Source organism: Brucella sp. IR068, assembly GCF_049065885.1.
In the GTDB taxonomy this organism is placed as follows: Bacteria; Pseudomonadota; Alphaproteobacteria; order Rhizobiales; family Rhizobiaceae; genus Brucella; species Brucella intermedia.
Window position 1 is genome coordinate 1 of sequence record NZ_JBAKHE010000009.1, and the last position, 19127, is coordinate 19127.

Genomic DNA, 19127 nt, shown 5'->3' on the forward strand with positions numbered 1-19127 from the left:
CTCAAAGCTAAAGCCGAAGAGGTGGATATTCACCCGCCCCCATTCCTCGCTTGCAACCCTGACCAGCCTCTCGGAATGGGGGCTGAACGTCAGCACCTGTCGCATCTCTAATTTGCTGAAAACGTCGCAACTTTAACTTGCTAAAACAACGTATGTTAGCCAGGGTGGGTTCCAGCGTAAAGTGCGACTTGCCGATGAGCTGCCTTTTGCGTCGTGCGTTTTGTACCGATCGACCGTGCACCTGCCCGCTCTGCGTCGTTGATTTCGATCATTCCCTAGAATCGCGGACCATGGGAGACACGGCGGGGTTCACAGCCGTCCGTTTTGGCTTCTAAGACCAAAGCATGCGTGTACTGCTCGTCCATATGCGCTAATACGCAGGCGGCGCCGTGACCCGCAAATCGAACGGTGGCAGTATCCGGCGTTGGACGCAGCGAGCGCCATTTCCGGCTCAAGCCCGGAACGGCGAGGAAGGTAGTTTTAAAGATGTTGGAAGCACGTATTCGCAACACTTCGCTTCGGGACAAGATCATTACCGCGGAGCAGGCCGCGAGCCTGATTAAAGACGGCATGGTCGTCGGCATGAGCGGTTTCACCCGCGCTGGCGATGCCAAGGCCGTGCCGGTGGCCATGGCTGCGCGCGCTGCGACCGACCCCTTCAAGATCACGCTGATTACCGGTGCATCGCTTGGTCACGATGTCGACAAGCTGCTCACCGAAGCCCATGTGCTTTCGCGGCGCATGCCATTTCAGGTCGACAGAACCCTGCGGGCCGCCATCAATCGCGGCGAAGTGATGTTCATCGACCAGCATCTTTCCGAAACCGTCGAGCAATTGCGCTCGAACCAGATCGGCCCCATTGATTATGCCGTCGTTGAAGCGCTTGCCATAACCGAGAGCGGCGGGATTATTCCCACGACATCAATCGGCAATTCCGCGAGCTTTGCCATTCTGGCCGAAAAAGTCATCGTGGAAGTGAACCTCAACCAGTCCATGGCGCTTGAAGGTCTGCACGACATCTATATCCCAACGAAGCGCCCTTCCCGCGACCCGATACCGGTCACGGCCTGCGACAGCCGCGTCGGCCTGCCCTACATTCCGATCCCGCCGGAAAAGATCGCGGGCATCGTCATCACAAAGGAGAATGACAGCGCATCAACCGTCGAACCGGCCGACAGTGAAACCATCGCCATCGCTGGCCATCTCATCGAATTTCTGATGCGGGAAGTAGCTGCCGGGCGTCTGGACCTGACGCTCAATCCGCTTCAGGCGGGTATAGGCACCATTGCCAATGCAGTCTTGAACGGTTTTGCCGACAGCCCGTTTCACAATCTGCGCATGTATAGCGAAGTGCTGCAGGATAGCACCTTCGATCTCTTCGATGCCGGAAAGCTGGACTTTGCATCGGGATCGTCCATCACGCTCAGCCCCGCTTGCGGAGAGCGCGTGTTCAACAATATCGACCGTTACCGCGACAAACTCATTCTGCGTCCGCAGGAGATCAGCAATCACCCGGAAGTCATCCGTCGTCTCGGCATTATCGGCATCAATACCGCGCTGGAATTCGACATTTACGGCAATGTGAACTCCACGCATGTGGACGGCACCCATATGATGAACGGCATCGGCGGTTCAGGCGACTTCGCCCGCAACGCCTTCATTTCGATCTTCGTGACCAAATCCGAAGCCAAGAACGGCGCCATATCGTCCGTCGTACCGATGGTTACGCATGTCGATCACACAGAACACGACGTGGATATTCTCGTGACCGAGCAGGGCCTTGCAGACCTCCGCGGCCTCGCTCCGCGCGAAAGGGCGCGCGCGATCATAGACAACTGCGCGCATCCGGACTATCGCGACCAGCTTAACGACTATTTCGACCGGGCCTGTGCGCGTGGCGGACATACCCCTCACCTGATCGAAGAAGCTTTCAGCTGGCATCAGCGCCGCCGCGAAACGGGCAGCATGCGCAAATGACGAGTTGGATTCTCCAGAACTGAACAGCGCGTTGCGTTTTAAGTTCTTGCTTATAAAGCGGAACCTTCTTTTTCTTGGAACGTTAACCGGCACATTGTTTTTGGATTGGAAACGATGTGCCGGCAGCAAGGGCCCTGCTCTTCTTCCGGTAGAACGGCTCAACCGGACGACGCGGAGGAACGGTCGTCGGATGGGCAATGCAACCCCAAGTTCCGGGAAGGATCAGACCGCCCATGTCCATCCTCATCAGCCTGCTGATAACAATTCTCGTTATCTTCCTCATACTTTATCTGATCAACATGCTGCCGTTGGATGCCAAGGTCAAACAGATCGCTCAAGTTATCGTGATCATTATCGGCATCATTTCGCTTCTGAAATATCTGGCGGTCTTCTGATTTAAAGCCTTCAGCAGCTACGATCCCGGAGTTTGTGGCTTTGCGCTACTCCGGGATCTTCCAAAACGCCTTGCGAGAGGCGCTCCATACTTATATTAGCTATTGATGATTTATGTCCCATCAGGATCGTTCTTTTAAACATAGTTGTGCTTATTTACATTTCTTCGTAATATATAACCACCATGCTACCTATGATTGTGTCATTAATGGCACTCATAAACAAAAAATTGTAGGACGCGCATGGTGATACCTTTCCCCTCTCCGGCGTTCCTTTTATAAGGCCCGCAAAATATAGCCCGTTCATTCTGGGTTAAGGCGGGGTCGTTGATCATCCTCACTCAGGGTTGGGAGTGCGAGGGAATGAAGAAGACTGCTCTTGTGAAAGCAGCACTGATAACGCTGTCTGTCGTTGCGTTCTCGCTGGGGGCAACGTCGATAGTGGCTTTTTCCGCTGGCGCCACTCCTGGCATCATTGCGCTTAGCCTCAGCGCGGGCATTCCCGCTGCAACGGCCTTCCCTTCCCTTGCCTATATTTTCCACCAGCATGGGAAGCTGAAAGACGCTTATCTTCAGCTGGAGAGGGCCCATGTTGAACTACAGGCACGGTCGCGGATCGACCATATGACCGGTCTTCTCAACCGTGAGGCGCTTTTTGAAGCCATGAAGATCAGCCGTTCCCGTATCGAAACCGGCACCCTGCTCGTTATCGATGCCGACCACTTCAAGGCGATCAACGATACGTTTGGCCACGGCGTCGGCGACCGCGCCTTGAAGCTGATCGCTTTCGCGCTTCAGAATGTGACGCGGAAGGGTGATCTGGTCGGCCGGATCGGCGGGGAAGAATTTTGCGTGTTCTTGCCGGGCGCGAGCGGAGAAACCGGCATGCGTGTTGCACAGCGTATACGCGCGGAAGTGGAGAACACACCGTTTCACACGACCGAGTATCAGGTCTATCCTTTGACGATCAGTATCGGTGTTGCGTCCGCGCCGAAGAACGAGACGAACTCGCAGGTGCTAAGCCGTGCGGACCGTTGTCTCTATATGGCAAAGCAGCGCGGGCGCAATTGTGTGGTCTTCGATGAGGAAAGCGGACGGCTAGCCAGCGCGTCCATCGTTTCCATCGCGAGTGTTCGGGAAGTGGCACGCGGTTAGAGCATTTCCAGCAAAAGCGTGAAACGTCTACGCGGGGAAATCAGTTCACTGAACTGATTTCTTATCCCGCTTCGATGCGTTGGATAATGCGATAAAATAAATAGTTAGAGCGGTTCCGGCGATTCTGTTAAAACAGGAACCGCTCTAGCGCCAGCCCCTACTCCCAAGGTTCGATGATCTCTTCGGACCAACCAACCGGGACGAAACCCATTTTCTGGTAAAGCTGCAATGCGCGCGGACTGTCGAGCGTATTGGTATGGATCGTCACCTTTTGCGGTCCATGCGCCCAGGCCGCTGAAATAGCCTCGCTTAGAAAGAACTTGCCAAGCCCCCGCCCCTGAAAATCGTCAATTAGACCGAAGTAAAGGATTTCTGCGGTGGCGGGTAATGCCGACAGGTCCAATTCGACAAAGCCCGCCGGACATCCCTCCGCATAAAGAACGTGGATTTCGGTGGTGCCGGCGTGGATCGCAGCCGCAACCTCTGCGTCCGTCTGAACGCGGCGCATCATCCAGTGATGCTTGCGCCCCACCCGTTCATAGAGATAGCGATAATAGTGGACGGGCATGTCGCCCGCACGCATGATTGCCAGCCGGATACCGGAAGGTACCGGCACCGCGACTGCCTGACGGGCAGACATTTCCAGATGGGTGATGCGGGCAACCAGCTTTTCCGACATGCTTACTCGGCTTCACCCGTCACGACAGGCGTATCCTGCCTGCTGCCCCATTCACTCCAGGAGCCATCGTAAAGGCGGTTTTCGGTATGACCGAGCGATGTGAGGGCCAGCGTGATGACCGCAGCCGTTACGCCCGATCCACAGCTTGTAACAACCGGCCTGGAAAGATCGATCCCGGCCTCATCGAAAATCCTGCGCAGGCTGTCCAGATCCTTCAGTTCGCCGTTTTCGGACAGAGTGCCGACGGGAACGTTGCGTGCGCCGGGCATATGGCCGGATCGCATGCCGGCGCGCGGTTCCGCGTCGCGGCCTGTGAACCGTCCGGCAGCACGTGCATCGGCGACCTGCGAACGCCGTTCGTCCACGATATCGCGCATTTCGGCGAAATCGACCACAGCGGCTTTGTTGAAGGATGGCGTGAAAAGCGTCGATGCAATCTTTGTGGCTTCATCGGTAGCCGGATACCCGGCCTTTTTCCAGCCGTCAAAGCCGCCATCAAGCACAAAGACATTCTTCACGCCCATGACACGGAACATCCACCAAACGCGCGGCGCGGAAAACATGCCCGGCCCGTCATAGACAACGACTGTCTCATCGGCTGTAACCCCCATGGCGCCGACATGCTGGGCAAAAAGCTCTGCCGATGGCAGCGTGTGCGGCAGACCCGATTCCTTGTCGGCGATCTTGTCCTGATCGAAGAAAACCGCGCCCGGAATATGCGCCGCGTTGTATTCTTCCTGTCCATTGCGCCCAGCAGCGGGAAGATACCAGGATGCATCGACAATCGCGATGCCCGGCTTGCCGAGCCGTTCTTTCAACCAGTCACGCGAAACGACGAAAGCGCTTTTATCAGCCATGACAATCACTCCCCTACGGCTCAGGATTCCGGCAAGGCGCCGAAACGAATGCGGAAACGGCGGTTTTCCTTGCCCTTCTTTTCGATCTTGCCGATGTGGATTTCACCCACTTCCTGCGTCTCGGAAACGTGTGTGCCGCCGCAAGGTTGCGAATCCACCACTCCGTTTTCACCAATGAGAACAAGGCGTATGCGACCGAGCCCCACCGGGGGGCGTACATTCTTCGACTTCACGATATCCGGATTGGCCAGAAACTCTTCATCGCTGATCCAGCGAATGGCGACAGCATCGTTGGCGTTCACCCTCTCCATGAGCTTTTCGGTCACGAATTCCTTGGTGTAGGTCGGATCGGGAAGATCGAAATCAACGCGGCTTTCGTCCTCGCCGACAGCGGCGCCGGTAATCGGGAAAGGGCAGACAACAGACAGCAGGTGACAAGCCGTATGCATGCGCATCAGCTTGTAGCGTCGGGGCCAGTCTACATGCAGCACCAGTTTTTCGCCGATTGCGGGTGCAGCCTGCCCCTCTGCCGGCACATGAATGATTTCGTTCTTGTTTTCGCCGGTAACGGTCGCCGCGATCTCTATACGAGAGCCGTCCGCACGTTCGAAGAAACCGATATCCCCCGGCTGACCGCCGGAGGTCGCGTAAAAATTGGTCTGGTCGAGAATAATCCCGCCCGTTCCGGTAATGGCGAGCACCGTGCCCTCCGCCGTTGAAAGATAGGAATCTTCGCGGAAAAGCGCTTCGGTCTCGTATGCCATGATTATCCCTCGAACGGTATGTCTATCTCGGTTTTCGTCTCCAGCCAGCCCGGTACGGGCAGGTTCTTGCCCCGCAGGAAAGCAGGATTGAACAGCTTGGACTGATAGCGATTACCATAGTCGCAAAGCACCGTCACAATTGTGTGGCCCGGACCGAGATCTTTTGCAAGCCGGATTGCGCCTGCAATATTGATGCCCGATGAACCGCCGAGGCAAAGCCCCTCATTTTCCACGAGATCGAATACGATATCGAGCGCTTCCGCATCCGAAAGACGATAGGAGAAATCGGGGGTGAAGCCTTCGAGATTGGCGGTGATACGCCCCTGCCCGATGCCTTCGGTAATCGAGTCGCCTTCGGCTTTCAGCTCGCCCGTCGTGTAAAAGGAATGAAGTGCAGCTCCATACGGATCGGCAAGTGCGATCTTGATATCGGCATTGTGGTCCTTCAGACCGAATGCTGTACCGACAAGCGTTCCGCCCGATCCTACTGCCGCGACAAATCCATCAACCTTGCCACTGGTATCGCGCCAGATTTCCTGTGCGGTGGTTTCGACATGAGCTTGCCGGTTGATTGGATTATCGAACTGATTGGCCCAGACAGCACCATTCGGCTCGCTTTTGGCGAGTTGTTCGGCCAGGCGTCCGGAAAGCCGCACATAATTGTTCGGATTGCGATAGGGCGCGGCTGGAACTTCGATCAGTTCGGCGCCAAGCAGGCGCAAGGCGTCCTTCTTTTCCTGGCTCTGCGTTTCGGGGATAACGATGACAGTGCGATAGCCGAGCGCTTTTGCAACCATCGTGAGCCCAATGCCGGTATTGCCAGCCGTGCCTTCGACAATGACCCCGCCGGGTTTCAACAGCCCGCGCTTTTCCGCATCGCGAATAATATAGAGCGCTGCCCGGTCCTTCACCGACTGACCGGGATTGAGGAACTCGGCCTTGCCGTAAATTGCGCAGCCGGTCAGTTCGGAAGCCTTCTTCAAATGGATCAACGGCGTATTGCCGATTGCGTCGAGCACCGATTGGAACATGGCATCCGTCCTTCCTGTTTCGCAGAGGAAACTATGAGGAACAGCTCTGCCCTTCAAGCAAGCAGGGAATATTTTTCCCCGCCATTACGCAAAGCGAAACCCGTTTCGCGGCCATAAATAGAAAAGCCGCCCGAAATGGGCGGCTTTTTGGAAAAATGTTTGAGAAGCGGAATTATGCCGCGCGCTGGCCGCCATTGCCGTTGGCATTGCGGCGCTTACGGCGGAACGGGCGCTTCGCTTTGGGAGCGGCGTCCGCCGTTGCGTGGGCGGCTCCGCGATGATCGCCAGCTTTCGGGGCTGCGCGGCGCGGTTTCTGTGGCGTTCCGCCTTTGCGATGGGTCTTCTGCGGGCGTTCGCCGGGAGTTGCCGCGCGGGGTGCCGGAGCCGGTGCAAGTTCCACGGGGGCATCCTTGATCGGAAGCTTGCTGCGCGTCACGCGCTCGACCGCTCGCAGCTTGGATTCCTCCGCCGCCGGATCGTAGAGCGTGATCGATGCGCCGCTGGCGCCATTGCGGCCAGTACGGCCAATGCGGTGCACATAGGTTTCCGGCTCGTCAGGCAGATCGTAGTTCACGACATGGCTGATACCCGGAACGTCAATGCCGCGTGCAGCGATGTCGGTTGCGATCAGAATTCGCAGCGACCCGTCACGGAATCCGTTCAGCGCACGCTGGCGCGCATTCTGCGACTTGTTGCCGTGGATCGCAGCGACTTCGTAGCCATCCCGCTCCAGATGGCGCACCACTGCATCCGCACCGTGCTTGGTACGGGTGAAGACGATGACCGAACGCATGGCCTTGTCACCGAGCAGCGCGGAAAGAAGACGGCGCTTCTCCTTGGTGTGAACCGGATGCACGACCTGCGTGATTTCAGCAGCAGTCGTTCCCTGCGGAGCAACTTCGACGCCAACCGGGTCACGCAGCAGGCTTCCCGCCAATGATGCGATTTCCTTCGGCATGGTCGCCGAAAACAGCGCGGTCTGGCGTTCGGAATGGGTCGCCTTCGCGATGCGCTTCACATCGTTGATGAAACCCATATCGAGCATACGGTCCGCTTCGTCGAGAACAAGCCAGCGAGTCTGCGAAAGGTCTACCAGACCGTCACGCATCAGATCAGTGAGACGGCCGGGCGTAGCGATCAGAACGTCGATGCCCGGCGCGATGCGCTTGATCTGCGAAAGTTTGGAAACGCCGCCAAGAACAAGCGCGGTCGAGATATGCGCGTGCTTGGAAACATTGCGGATCGTCTGTTCGATCTGCACGGCCAGTTCGCGCGTCGGCGCGAGGATCAGCGCACGTGCGGTCTTGGGACGGCGCTTGTCGCCAAGCCCGATGATCTTCTGCAGGATAGGCAGGCTGAAAGCAGCGGTCTTGCCGGAGCCCGTCTGCGCAATGCCCAGAATATCGCGACCTTCAAGCTGATGCGGGATAGCCTGCAACTGGATCGGCTTCGGCTCGGTCATGCCAGCGGCTTCAACGCCCTTGAGCAAAATGCCGGTAACGCCAAGAGCGGCAAAGCCGCCCGAAATTTCTTTTGTCAATTCAATCTCTCTCAGTGGCACCATGCTGTCATGGTCCACATCCAATGCCGGTCAAGCGCAACTTGCCGAACTCTATCTGTTCAATGATAACGACGGGACGCCGGAACTTTAAACTCCTGGCGACTTGCGCTGCCGTGCCCGAACATTTCTCGGGTCTCCCCGCCTCCGGACCATTCCGGAAGACAGAGGCGAGACGCAACAAGTCCAATGCCGGGAAAGCCGACAAACACGTCGGCCCATGCGCCTGCCCCGGCATATGGGGTGTTTTCGCCAGAAAAGCAACCGATTTTGCTTAAACCACCAAAATCAGATGATGAAGTCGGCAAGAACCTGATTGTCCGTAATGTCCTGATAAGCCCAGCCCGCTTCTGCGAACTTCTTTTCCAGAAGCTTGAAGTTCGAGGCATTCTTCGTTTCGATACCGATCAGGACCGAACCGAAATTGCGCGCCGACTTCTTCAGATATTCGAACCGGGCAATGTCATCCTCGGGCCCCAGCAGGTCAAGGAACGAGCGAAGCGCGCCCGGCCTCTGCGGGAAACGGAAGATGAAATATTTCTTCAAACCTTCAAATCGAAGTGCACGCTCGCGAACATCCGGCAGGCGTTCGAAATCAAAATTACCGCCCGAAACGACAATGACGATCCGCTTACCCTTGAGATCGCTCTTCTTGAAATCCTTGAGTGCGTCGATGCCAAGTGCGCCGGCCGGTTCAAGGACGACACCTTCGATATTGAGCATCTCGACGATGGTCGCGCAAAGCCGGTTTTCCGGAACCGTTATGACAGTTTTCGGATCAAAGCCTTTGAGAAGCTTGAAGTTTTCCTTGCCGATCTCAGCAACAGCCGCGCCATCGACGAAATTATCGACGTGGGTAAGCTTGATGCGCTTGCCTGCCTCAAGGCTGCCTTTCAGGCTCGCCGCGCCCTGTGGTTCGATAAAGCGGAAACTCGTCTTCCAGCCGCGATCCGAAACATATTGGGTAACGCCGCCGGACAGTCCCCCGCCCCCCACGGGCAACAGGATAAAGTCAGGCTTCTTATCGTCGGGCAATTGCCGTTCGATCTCCAGCGCCACCGTGGCCTGTCCTTCGACAATGCCGGGATGGTCGAAAGGTGGCACCATCACGCCCTTGTTGCTTGCTGCAAATTCCTGCGACGCGGCATAGCAAACGTCGAAAATATCGCCTACCAGCTTGATTTCGATGAATTCGCCGCCAAAAGCGCGCGTCTTGTCAATTTTCTGCTGCGGCGTTGTGACCGGCATGAACACGACGCCCTTGCGGCCAAAATGGCGGCAGACAAATGCAAAGCCCTGTGCGTGATTGCCTGCGGAAGCGCATACGAACACCACATTCTTGTCGGTCGTTTCGACAGCCTTGGAAATGAAATTGAAGGCGCCGCGAATCTTGTAGGAACGGACAGGCGTCAGGTCCTCGCGCTTGAGCCAAATCTCCGCACCGTATTTCCGCGACAGGTAATCGTTAAGCTGCAACGGCGTTTCTGGAAACAGCGCGCGCATTGCCTTTTCGGCCTCGGATACGGATTTGACGAAGGCGGTCATTATTGGACTTTCTGCATTTCCAACGGAATTTTGCCCATCGCTACATGGCTTTGACCTCATAGACAAGGTTGAAGCCTTGCCGGATGCCAAATCAGCGATCTGGAGCGGGCATATATTCGGCAGTTCTAACTGTTGATGTTAACAGGCTTTGTGGCTTGAAATCGTGATACAAATCATGACATAGACAATGGCAATTGCTGCGGTCGTGGCGAAATTGGTATACGCAACGGACTTAAAATCCGTCGTCTTTTAGACTTGCGGGTTCAAGTCCCGCCGACCGCACCACCTCTGCTTACTTTTGTCGTTGTGCGTCGCTGGTAGCTTTACCGGGCGGTTAGAGGCCATCAATACAAAAAGATAATAAAATACAACTCCCTAAATGAGATACATAACATACAACATGAAAAGCCGCAGATCAGGTCTGCGGCTCCTCCATGCTTGAAACCTGATTAGCCGTGCAGTCTGGCGGTAATTTCCGCAACACGCTTGCCCTGGAAATGGGCTCCCTCCAGTTCCTGCTCCGAAGGCTGGCGCGAACCGTCGCCATCGGCGGTCGTCGTCATTCCATAGGGCGCACCGCCACGCACCACATCGTTACCCATCTGCCCCTGATAGGCATAGGAAAGAGGGACGACGATCATGCCGTGATGCTGCATCTGCCATTGCGTGGAAATCAGCGCGAGTTCCGCACCGCCATGTTGTGTGGCTGTGGAAACCATCACGGACCCGACCTTATTGACGAGAGCGCCCTTTGCCCAAAGTCCGCCGGTCTGATCGAGGAAGTTTTTCATCTGGGCTGCCATCATGCCGTAGCGGGTAGCAGTAGCGATAATGATGGCGTCGTAATCTGCAAGTTCCGCCGGCGTAGCGATCGGCGCATCCTGATCCACCTTGTAGTGCGAGGCTTTTGCGACATCGGGCGGAACCAGTTCGGGCACCCGCTTGAGAGTGACCTCCGCGCCGCCTTCGCGCGCGCCTTCCACAGCGGCCTTGGCCATTTTCTCGGTATGACCATAGGCCGAATAATACAACACCAGCACCTTAACCATGTGACTCTCCCTATCCCGGTTTGCGAGGCCCCAACCTCGAAAGCTTCAATTAGGGGAGCGGCCTCCTTTGGAAAGGCGCAACCGCAGCCAAACGAATGAAATGCTGAAATAAAGCAGTTGCAGCCTCGTCCTGCTGGCGCTTAACTGATGGCAGAAAATGGAGTCTGGATATGACCAACAATCCGCAGCAAGCCGTCAGGGCCGCGATGCTGGCAATTGGCGACGAGCTTCTCTCTGGCCGCACGAAGGATAAGAATATCGGGCATCTTGCCGACGTGCTCACAGCGGCCGGCATCGATCTGAAGGAAGTACGGATTGTTCCGGACGAGGAAGCGGCCATCGTCGACGCTCTCAATGCGCTGCGACCGCATTATGATTACGTCTTCACGTCAGGCGGGATAGGCCCCACCCATGACGATATCACTGCGGATGCTGTTTCGACGGCGTTCGGCGTGCCTTGCATCTATGACGAGAAAGCCATGAGGCTGCTCGGTGATAATTACGCGAAGCGCGGGCTGGAATTTACCGACTCGCGCAAGCGCATGGCGCGCATGCCGCAAGGCTCGGAGCATATTGCGAATCCCATCTCAGCTGCTCCCGGCTTTCATATCGGCAATGTCTATGTGATGGCTGGCGTACCCTCCGTGTTCCAGGCGATGCTCGACAACGTACTGCCCACGCTGAAGACCGGACGGAAGCTTCTGTCCAAATCCGTGCGCTGTCCCTTTGGCGAAGGTGTGATCGGTGCGCCCCTGACCGAAATCCAGAAAGAAAACCCGGATACGATCATCGGTTCCTACCCGAAATTCGAGAATGGGCGCTTCAGCACCGAACTTGTCGTCCGGGGCAGCGATCCTGCGAAAATTGATGTGGCGATCAATGCAATCGAGAAAATGATCTCGTCACTCGAAGAGATGGGCGCCGCTTGATCGCCTGCAACCTTTTGCCTGCGCAACTCGTTGCATTATATGCTAAAATAGAAACACAGCCGGAAGGAGTTCTATCATGTCCTACAAGACGGTGGTTGCCTATTCTCGCAGTGAATCCGAGTTGAAGCGGGTTTTGTCCGCCGTTGGACTTTTGAAGCAGAAGCTGCCCGATATTCATGTCATCGGGCTGTATGCCACTCCTTCGCCCATCGTCTATGCCGACCCGAACGGCTTCATCGATCCCGGAATGTTCGAACTGCATGACAAGCAGCACAAGGAACTTTCCGAAAGATTGAAACATGTCTTCGAAGAGGAAATGCGCCGTCAGGGTACCAATTATGAGTATCGCATCACGCGCTCGGAAACGGGCACAGCCGCAGACGGCGTGCTGACGGCTTGTCTTGGCGCGGAATTGCTGATCGCAGGACAACCGGACCCGGACGATCCGGCCACCAACGACGAGACCGCCGATACCATCGTTTTCAATTCAAGCTGCCCTGTTCTGCTCGTACCCTATGCACCGGTGCTGCCTATGGTTTCACTGGATCGTATCGTCGTCGCCTTCAACGGCAAGCGTGAAGCCGCCCGCGCTGCGTTCGACGCCCTGCCCCTGATGAAACATGCGGACAGGACGGAAATCGTTTGGGTTGATCCGCCGGAAGTCGAAGGCGAGGATCAGGCGCTGGCAAGCCACGATATCGCAGAATCAATTTCGCGCCACGGCATCGAAGTAACGCCGACGGCAATCGCCTCGAACGGACGCTACGCCCAGGATGCTTTGCGGGAGCACATTATCGCGCAACGTTCCGATCTTCTCGTGATGGGCGCCTATAGTCATTCAAGGTTGCGAGAACTGGTCTTTGGCGGCGTGACGCGCTCCATGTTGAACGAATTGCCAATCCTCACACTTTTCTCGCGTTAAAAGGCATGGCTGAGGACCGGTTTGTTCGCTCAGCCCCCATGTGATCGCACGACACGCTTGCAAGAACGCCATTTTTGCGGTTATCAGCATCACCCGGCGCTGACTGTGCCGGGTGGAGAGCCTTTTTCTTACTCGCCGCCTGCCTGAATTGGCGCGGGTGGAAAAGCCGCAGATCCTGACAGTTACAGCGCTTGGCAACCGTCACAGCGCATTTTTGGTTTTAAAAGGTCCGGAGAACAAACTCCGGATCGTTCCACGGAGCGTTTCGATGTCCTTGCCAGATAAAGCCTTTCCCGTTTCCTGGGACCAGTTCCACCGCGATGCCCGCGCCCTCGCCTGGCGGATCGCCGGCATGAACCGCGATTGGCACGCAATTGTTGCCATTACGCGTGGCGGACTGGTTCCAGCGGCCATCGTTTGCCGCGAACTCGGCATTCGCCTCATCGAAACCGTCTGCATCGCCTCCTATCATGACTACACATCGCAGGGAGACATGCAGATTCTTAAGGGCGTCAGCGAAACGCTTCTCGAAAATGGCGGTGAAGGTGTCATCGTCGTCGACGATCTGACCGATACGGGCAAGACTGCCGCCATCGTTCGCGAAATGATGCCGAAGGCCCATTTTGCAACCGTTTATGCCAAGCCGAAAGGCCGCCCGCTGATCGATACCTTCGTGACCGAAGTATCGCAGGACACCTGGATCTACTTCCCGTGGGATATGGGCTTCACCTATCAGGAGCCGATTGCAGGCGGAAAGCGCGGCTAAAGCCCGAAGCGAACTTGCCCTAAATCCATAGGGATTCCTTTGAACCGGGGCTCTCAGGTTTACCGGATCATAACGCTACAAAACGAAAACAAACGAATGCTATTGCGGTGATATTTCCGCCGCAATCGCACCTTATAGAAACTCCACCGAAATAACGCCGACCAAGGGCAAAGTGCCTTTCCTAAGCTGCTATCCCATCTCGTAATTTCAGTAATGCCTTTAAATTAAAAGATTTTTTGGAACATTTTCGAAGGTTCGCAGTCTAAGTAATCAGTTGTTATTTTGGCGAATCGGATCATGCTATAAAGAAAGAGGGGATTTTCGCGGTGAAGTCGCAAGCAAAACAACTTATTGCAACCGAAAAGCGTATTCTTACGCCTTCGGGTCGTTTGCAGCAGGTTGCAGCACTTGTGCATCGTCGCGACATGGGCGCACTCAAGGTTCTCCTCATCACGAGTCGTGGCACAGGGCGATGGATCATTCCAAAGGGCTGGCCGCAAGTGGGTCGTACCCTTGCAGAAACCGCTCTTCGCGAAGCCTATGAAGAAGCTGGCATTCGCGGCGAAGTCTCTCCAATACCGATTGGCAGTTTTTGCTACTGCAAGACGGACCTGCCGCCCGAGCGCATCAACCAGTTCGTGGCTGCGGTATTTGCCGTGCAATTCACAGGTCAGGAAAAAGACTGGCCTGAGCGGGACCAACGCATCAGCGAGTGGGTATCGCCGCAGGAAGCTGCATGTCGTGTCGAAGAGAGTGAATTGAAGCAGATTCTGACCCAGTTTGGTGATTCGGGAATAGCGGCGGCCGCCGAGTAGGCAGCTAGCCGCCCCGCCACCGCAATTTCTCCCGGCTTGCGACCTATTTGCGGGGATTTCCCCTTTCTATAGAAAATCCTACCGAAATTGCTCCATGAAGCGCCACGAGGGGCGAGGTTCCAGGCCCTTCGTTCTCCAGCCGGCTTGTTTCTTAAAACTGTCGCTTCTCCCCGTTATCCACATTTGCCCCAACTGGTTACGCACAATATCTAGATGCTGAAGCGTTGCAGCAAACCATTGCTTGACGCTCGAAGCCGAGTCGTTTTTTATGAGACTATCGTTGCGTAAGTAGCGTGGTCGGGCGTTGTAAATCCGTCGATCTTTTTTCGGTCAAGTTGAGTATCGAACGAGCGTCACGCTTTGAAAGTGTGTTTTTCGCTCGGTGCTTTCTTGCGCCCGTATTCTGGGCATTCCGGTCTTTGGAGAAGCAGATGCAGCGTCGGAAAGAAACAGCGTTAACACTAGATTTAGTATTTGCGCTCACACTCCTTACAAGATAAGGTATTTTTCGTTCTGCTGATTTTTAATCGCGAATAGCGTTAGCAAGGTTGCAATTAAGCTCCCCTGAGGCGTTTTTTCGTGGGATTGAAAGAGGCGGAAGCGGATTTCCGGGAGCTTTCTCCCCAACAAGACGCTCCTCCCCGCAGAAGAGCTGTTTTGACAGAGACGCGATACAGACAGGCCGTGGCTGAAAACCGTCACTAAAGCTACTATATATAGAACGTTTGGATGGGACAGATGAAGATCGAACGCCGTTTCACGAAAGAGAATCAGTCGGCCTATGCGGACATCGCGTTCCGGACTGCGACCAGCGAGATCAAGAATCCCGATGGGTCCATCGTATTCCGTCTTGAAAACATCAATGTGCCCGCGCAGTTCAGCCAGGTGGCCGCTGACATTCTCGCCCAGAAGTATTTTCGCAAGGCCGGCGTCCCCGCGCAGCTGAAAAAGGTTGAGGAAAACGACGTCCCTTCATGGCTCTGGCGCTCGGTCGCCGATGAGGAAGCGCTCGCCAAGCTGCCGGAAAACGAACGCTATGGCTCCGAGATGGATGCCTGCCAGGTTTTCGATCGTCTCGCCGGCACCTGGACCTACTGGGGCTGGAAAGGCGGCTATTTCGCCTCCGAAGAAGATGCCCTCGCCTTCCGCGACGAGCTTGCCTATATGCTCGCAACGCAGCGTGTGGCGCCAAACAGCCCGCAATGGTTCAACACCGGCCTGCATTGGGCCTATGGCATCGATGGTCCCGGCCAGGGCCATTTCTACGTCGACTGGCAGACTGGCAAGCTGACCAAGTCCAAGTCGGCCTACGAACATCCGCAGCCACATGCCTGCTTCATCCAGTCCGTTGGCGACGATCTGGTCAATGAGGGCGGCATCATGGACCTTTGGGTCCGCGAGGCGCGTCTGTTCAAATATGGTTCGGGCACCGGTTCCAACTTCTCTTATCTGCGCGGCGAAGGTGAAAAGCTTTCTGGCGGCGGCAAGTCCTCCGGCCTCATGAGCTTCCTGAAGATCGGCGATCGCGCTGCGGGCGCAATCAAGTCCGGCGGCACGACCCGCCGTGCCGCCAAGATGGTCGTTGTTGATATCGATCACCCGGATATCGAGGAATATATCGACTGGAAGGTGAAGGAAGAGCAGAAGGTTGCTTCGCTCGTCACCGGCTCCAAGATCGTCAAGCAGCATCTGACGGCCATCATGAAGGCTTGCGTCAATTGCGAAGCCGGCTCTGAAGCAACTCGGGACGATTGCTTCGACCCGGCGAAGAACCCTGCCCTGAAGCGTGAAATCCGGGCCGCGAAGAAGAACCAGGTCCCGGAAAACTACGTCAAGCGCGTGATCCAGTTCGCGCGGCAGGGCTACACCGACATTCAGTTCAAGACCTACGATACGGACTGGGATTCGGAAGCCTACCTCACCGTTTCGGGCCAGAACTCCAACAACTCCGTCTCGCTGAAGGACGAATTCCTGCGCGCTGTCGAAAATAACGGCGATTGGAACCTCACCGCACGCCGCGACGGTCGCGTCATGAAGACGCTCAAGGCGCGCGACCTTTGGGAAAAGATCGGTTACGCCGCCTGGGCGTCCGCCGATCCGGGCCTGCACTACAACACGACCATGAACGACTGGCACACCTGCCCGACGGCTGGTCCTATCCGCGCCTCCAATCCGTGCTCGGAATATATGTTCCTCGATGATACGGCCTGCAATCTGGCGTCGATCAACCTGCTCACCTATCGCAACAAGGACGGTTCGTTCGACATTGCAGCTTACGAGCACACGGCCCGCCTGTGGACCATCGTTCTCGAAATTTCGGTAATGATGGCGCAGTTCCCGTCCAAGGAAATTGCCCGCCTCTCCTATGAATACCGCACGCTCGGCCTCGGCTATGCCAATATTGGCGGCCTGCTGATGACTTCCGGCATTCCTTATGACTCCGACGAAGGCCGCGCTATTTGCGGCGCGCTGACCGCGATCATGACCGGCGTGGCCTATGCGACCTCCGCCGAAATGGCGAAGGAACTGGGCACCTTCCCGAGCTACGAGCCGAACGCACAGCACATGCTGCGCGTCATTCGCAACCATCGCCGCGCCGCACATGGTGAAACGCAAGGGTACGAAGGTCTTGCCGTCAACCCGGTCGCGCTCATTGCCGAGGATTGCCCGGATCAGGATATGATCGTCCATGCCCGTGCGGCCTGGGACAAGGCGCTGGAACTGGGCGAAAAGCATGGCTATCGCAATGCACAGGCAACCGTTATTGCGCCGACCGGCACGATCGGCCTCGTCATGGATTGCGACACAACCGGCATCGAACCGGACTTCGCTCTGGTGAAGTTCAAGAAGCTAGCCGGCGGCGGCTACTTCAAGATCATCAACCGCGCCGTGCCGGAAGCACTCCGCACGCTCGGCTACTCGGAAAGCCAGATTGCCGAAATCGAAGCCTATGCTGTCGGCCACGGCAACATCAATCAGGCGCCTGGCGTCAATCCCTCTTCCCTGACGTCCAAGGGCTTCACCGATGAGAAGATCGAAGCCCTGAATGCGGCTCTCAAGAGCGCGTTCGACATCAAGTTCGCTTTCAACAAGTGGACGCTGGGCGAAGATTTCTGCAAGGATGTGCTGAAGCTCACGGACGAGCAGCTCAATGACTTCTCGTTCGAAATGCTGCCTGCCCTTGGCTTTACCCGCAAGGAAATCGAAGCTGCCAACATTCATGTTTGCGGCGCGATGACCCTCGAAGGCGCTCCCTTCCTGAAGGAAGAACACTACGCCGTGTTCGATTGCGCCAATCCATGCGGCAAGATCGGCAAGCGTTATCTCTCGGTAGATAGCCACATCCGTATGATGGCTGCCGCGCAGCCGTTCATTTCGGGCGCGATCTCCAAGACGATCAATATGCCGAACGATGCAACCGTCGAGGACTGCAAAGACGCATACATGCTTTCATGGAAGCTGGCGCTCAAGGCCAACGCGCTTTATCGCGATGGCTCCAAGCTCTCCCAGCCGCTCAACGCCTCGCTGATCGCGGACGATGAGGATGAAGACGACGCAATCGAGGCGCTGATTGAAGCACCGGCAGCCGCTCGTGCCGTTCAGGTTACCGAACGCATCGTCGAGAAGGTTGTCGAGAAGATCGTCCACGAACGCGAAAAGCTGCCGAACCGCCGTCAGGGTTATACCCAGAAGGCAGTCGTCGGCGGACACAAGGTCTATCTGCGTACTGGCGAATTCGGCGACGGACGTCTCGGCGAGATCTTCATCGACATGCACAAGGAAGGCGCCGCCTTCCGCGCAATGATGAACAACTTCGCCATCGCCGTTTCGCTCGGCCTGCAGTATGGTGTGCCGCTTGAAGAATATGTGGAGGCTTTCACCTTCACAAAATTCGAACCAGCCGGCATGGTTATCGGCAACGATGCCATCAAGACCGCGACGTCGATCATCGATTATGTCTTCCGTGAACTGGCTGTGTCCTATCTCGGTCGCAACGACCTCGCCCATGTCGATACGAGCGATTTCGGCAATACGGCGTTGGGCAAAGGCATCAAGGAAGGCAAGACCAATCTGGTTTCGACCGGTTGGACGCGTGGATACAAGCCCACGCTCGTGACGAATTCGAACAACGAAGCCAAGGGATCGACGAGTTCTGCGCCGCAGGCCTCCAACGTCACCACCTTGAAGTCGACCTCTCCGGCGGGCAATCGCCCGGCAACGATCGGCTTGGTCACGGATGGCGCAACGGCTTTCAAACGCGAATTCGAGGAACAGCCTGCACCGGCGCAACAGCAGGAAAGCACATCGGCAACGGAGCTGTTCTCGGACAAGGCCGCCGCAGACGCTGCCTCGGCCCGTTCGGAAAGCGCAAATGCCGCCAAGAAGCTGGAAGCTGATCGCCGCATCAAATCGATGATGCAGGGCTATACGGGCGACAGCTGCACCGAGTGCCAGAACTTCACCATGGTTCGCAACGGCACCTGCCTGAAGTGCGACACTTGCGGCGCAACGAGCGGCTGCAGCTAAAGGTCGTCGGTAAAAACAGCAATACTGAAAGCCCGCCTCGCGCGGGCTTTTTGTTTGTCGAATGGTAGCGGGGAAAGATATTCCCCCGTAAGCAAAACTGTAACACTTGGCAGATTGCAATGAATTTTGGAACGAAGGAGCAATTTCAGCGTTTGGATTGA

Annotated in this window: 15 protein-coding genes and 1 tRNA gene; 9 read left to right on the forward strand and 7 right to left on the reverse strand. The window is 56.3% G+C overall.

What is annotated here, in order from left to right:
• Window positions 1–486: 486 nt before the first annotated feature.
• The 3 genes from ACOWVS_RS15530 to ACOWVS_RS15540 all read left to right on the forward strand — a co-directional run bounded on the left by ACOWVS_RS15530 (window position 487) and on the right by ACOWVS_RS15540 (window position 3524).
• Entirely contained in the window at window positions 487–1977 is a 1491-nt protein-coding gene (locus ACOWVS_RS15530) for an acetyl-CoA hydrolase/transferase family protein (protein ID WP_075041922.1), read from the forward strand.
• Window positions 1978–2210: 233 nt separating this feature from the next.
• Window positions 2211–2372, forward strand: coding sequence for a Thivi_2564 family membrane protein (locus ACOWVS_RS15535; RefSeq protein ID WP_006470469.1), 162 nt, complete (start codon window positions 2211–2213; stop codon window positions 2370–2372).
• A gap of 360 nt (window positions 2373–2732) precedes the next feature.
• The gene (locus ACOWVS_RS15540) at window positions 2733–3524 is read left to right on the forward strand and encodes a GGDEF domain-containing protein (protein WP_006470470.1); all 792 of its coding nucleotides are present in this window, start codon (window positions 2733–2735) and stop codon (window positions 3522–3524) included.
• Between the two features lie 157 nt (window positions 3525–3681).
• On the opposite strand, the gene ACOWVS_RS15545 is transcribed toward ACOWVS_RS15540, so the two are convergent.
• The 6 genes from ACOWVS_RS15545 to ilvA form a co-directional block, all read right to left on the reverse strand.
• Window positions 3682–4203 carry a GNAT family N-acetyltransferase gene (locus tag ACOWVS_RS15545; protein WP_075041923.1) on the reverse strand — a complete coding sequence of 174 codons (522 nt, stop codon included), beginning with the start codon at window positions 4201–4203 and terminating at the stop codon, window positions 3682–3684.
• A gap of 2 nt (window positions 4204–4205) precedes the next feature.
• A complete protein-coding gene (sseA, locus tag ACOWVS_RS15550) occupies window positions 4206–5060 on the reverse strand; it encodes a 3-mercaptopyruvate sulfurtransferase (RefSeq protein ID WP_075041924.1) in 855 nt (284 codons plus the stop codon).
• A 20-nt stretch (window positions 5061–5080) separates the two neighbouring features.
• Complete coding sequence (locus ACOWVS_RS15555) at window positions 5081–5824, reverse strand: alanyl-tRNA editing protein (protein WP_075041925.1); 744 nt, start codon at window positions 5822–5824, stop codon at window positions 5081–5083.
• Window positions 5825–5826: 2 nt separating this feature from the next.
• On the reverse strand, window positions 5827–6855 hold the full coding sequence (locus ACOWVS_RS15560; protein WP_075041926.1) for a cysteine synthase A: 1029 nt from the start codon (window positions 6853–6855) through the stop codon (window positions 5827–5829).
• A 172-nt stretch (window positions 6856–7027) separates the two neighbouring features.
• A complete protein-coding gene (locus tag ACOWVS_RS15565; RefSeq protein ID WP_210272958.1) occupies window positions 7028–8419 on the reverse strand; it encodes a DEAD/DEAH box helicase in 1392 nt (463 codons plus the stop codon).
• Window positions 8420–8701: 282 nt separating this feature from the next.
• A complete protein-coding gene (gene ilvA / locus ACOWVS_RS15570) occupies window positions 8702–9961 on the reverse strand; it encodes a threonine ammonia-lyase IlvA (RefSeq protein WP_075041970.1) in 1260 nt (419 codons plus the stop codon).
• 196 nt (window positions 9962–10157) lie between these two features.
• Between ilvA and ACOWVS_RS15575 the strand changes: the two genes are divergently transcribed.
• Window positions 10158–10243 (forward strand) — tRNA-Leu (locus ACOWVS_RS15575).
• Window positions 10244–10407: 164 nt separating this feature from the next.
• Here the strand turns inward: ACOWVS_RS15575 and wrbA are convergent.
• The gene (wrbA, locus tag ACOWVS_RS15580; protein WP_075041927.1) at window positions 10408–11007 is read right to left on the reverse strand and encodes an NAD(P)H:quinone oxidoreductase type IV; all 600 of its coding nucleotides are present in this window, start codon (window positions 11005–11007) and stop codon (window positions 10408–10410) included.
• A 170-nt stretch (window positions 11008–11177) separates the two neighbouring features.
• Between wrbA and ACOWVS_RS15585 the strand changes: the two genes are divergently transcribed.
• From ACOWVS_RS15585 to ACOWVS_RS15605, 5 genes are all read left to right on the forward strand, one after another.
• Window positions 11178–11936 (forward strand): competence/damage-inducible protein A, encoded by a 759-nt coding sequence (locus ACOWVS_RS15585; RefSeq protein WP_075041928.1) that lies wholly within the window; start codon window positions 11178–11180, stop codon window positions 11934–11936.
• A 76-nt stretch (window positions 11937–12012) separates the two neighbouring features.
• On the forward strand, window positions 12013–12858 hold the full coding sequence (locus ACOWVS_RS15590; RefSeq protein ID WP_075041929.1) for a universal stress protein: 846 nt from the start codon (window positions 12013–12015) through the stop codon (window positions 12856–12858).
• A gap of 268 nt (window positions 12859–13126) precedes the next feature.
• Window positions 13127–13624, forward strand: coding sequence for a xanthine phosphoribosyltransferase (gene gpt / locus ACOWVS_RS15595; protein ID WP_006470476.1), 498 nt, complete (start codon window positions 13127–13129; stop codon window positions 13622–13624).
• 326 nt (window positions 13625–13950) lie between these two features.
• A complete protein-coding gene (locus tag ACOWVS_RS15600; protein ID WP_075041930.1) occupies window positions 13951–14439 on the forward strand; it encodes an NUDIX hydrolase in 489 nt (162 codons plus the stop codon).
• 738 nt (window positions 14440–15177) lie between these two features.
• A complete protein-coding gene (locus tag ACOWVS_RS15605) occupies window positions 15178–18966 on the forward strand; it encodes a vitamin B12-dependent ribonucleotide reductase (protein WP_075041971.1) in 3789 nt (1262 codons plus the stop codon).
• Window positions 18967–19127 lie beyond the last annotated feature (161 nt).

Bases quoted from the DNA above. Each gene is read 5' to 3' on its own strand.
- gpt (WP_006470476.1), top strand. From the start codon at position 13,127: ATGTCCTTGCCAGATAAAGCCTTTCCCGTTTCCTGGGACCAGTTCCAC.
- ACOWVS_RS15535 (WP_006470469.1), top strand. From the start codon at position 2,211: ATGTCCATCCTCATCAGCCTGCTGATAACAATTCTCGTTATCTTCCTC.
- ACOWVS_RS15560 (WP_075041926.1), bottom strand. From the start codon at position 6,855: ATGTTCCAATCGGTGCTCGACGCAATCGGCAATACGCCGTTGATCCAT.
- ACOWVS_RS15585 (WP_075041928.1), top strand. From the start codon at position 11,178: ATGACCAACAATCCGCAGCAAGCCGTCAGGGCCGCGATGCTGGCAATT.
- ACOWVS_RS15530 (WP_075041922.1), top strand. From the start codon at position 487: ATGTTGGAAGCACGTATTCGCAACACTTCGCTTCGGGACAAGATCATT.
- ACOWVS_RS15605 (WP_075041971.1), top strand. From the start codon at position 15,178: ATGAAGATCGAACGCCGTTTCACGAAAGAGAATCAGTCGGCCTATGCG.
- ACOWVS_RS15555 (WP_075041925.1), bottom strand. From the start codon at position 5,824: ATGGCATACGAGACCGAAGCGCTTTTCCGCGAAGATTCCTATCTTTCA.
- wrbA (WP_075041927.1), bottom strand. From the start codon at position 11,007: ATGGTTAAGGTGCTGGTGTTGTATTATTCGGCCTATGGTCATACCGAG.
- ACOWVS_RS15545 (WP_075041923.1), bottom strand. From the start codon at position 4,203: ATGTCGGAAAAGCTGGTTGCCCGCATCACCCATCTGGAAATGTCTGCC.
- ACOWVS_RS15565 (WP_210272958.1), bottom strand. From the start codon at position 8,419: ATGGTGCCACTGAGAGAGATTGAATTGACAAAAGAAATTTCGGGCGGC.
- ACOWVS_RS15540 (WP_006470470.1), top strand. From the start codon at position 2,733: ATGAAGAAGACTGCTCTTGTGAAAGCAGCACTGATAACGCTGTCTGTC.
- ACOWVS_RS15590 (WP_075041929.1), top strand. From the start codon at position 12,013: ATGTCCTACAAGACGGTGGTTGCCTATTCTCGCAGTGAATCCGAGTTG.
- sseA (WP_075041924.1), bottom strand. From the start codon at position 5,060: ATGGCTGATAAAAGCGCTTTCGTCGTTTCGCGTGACTGGTTGAAAGAA.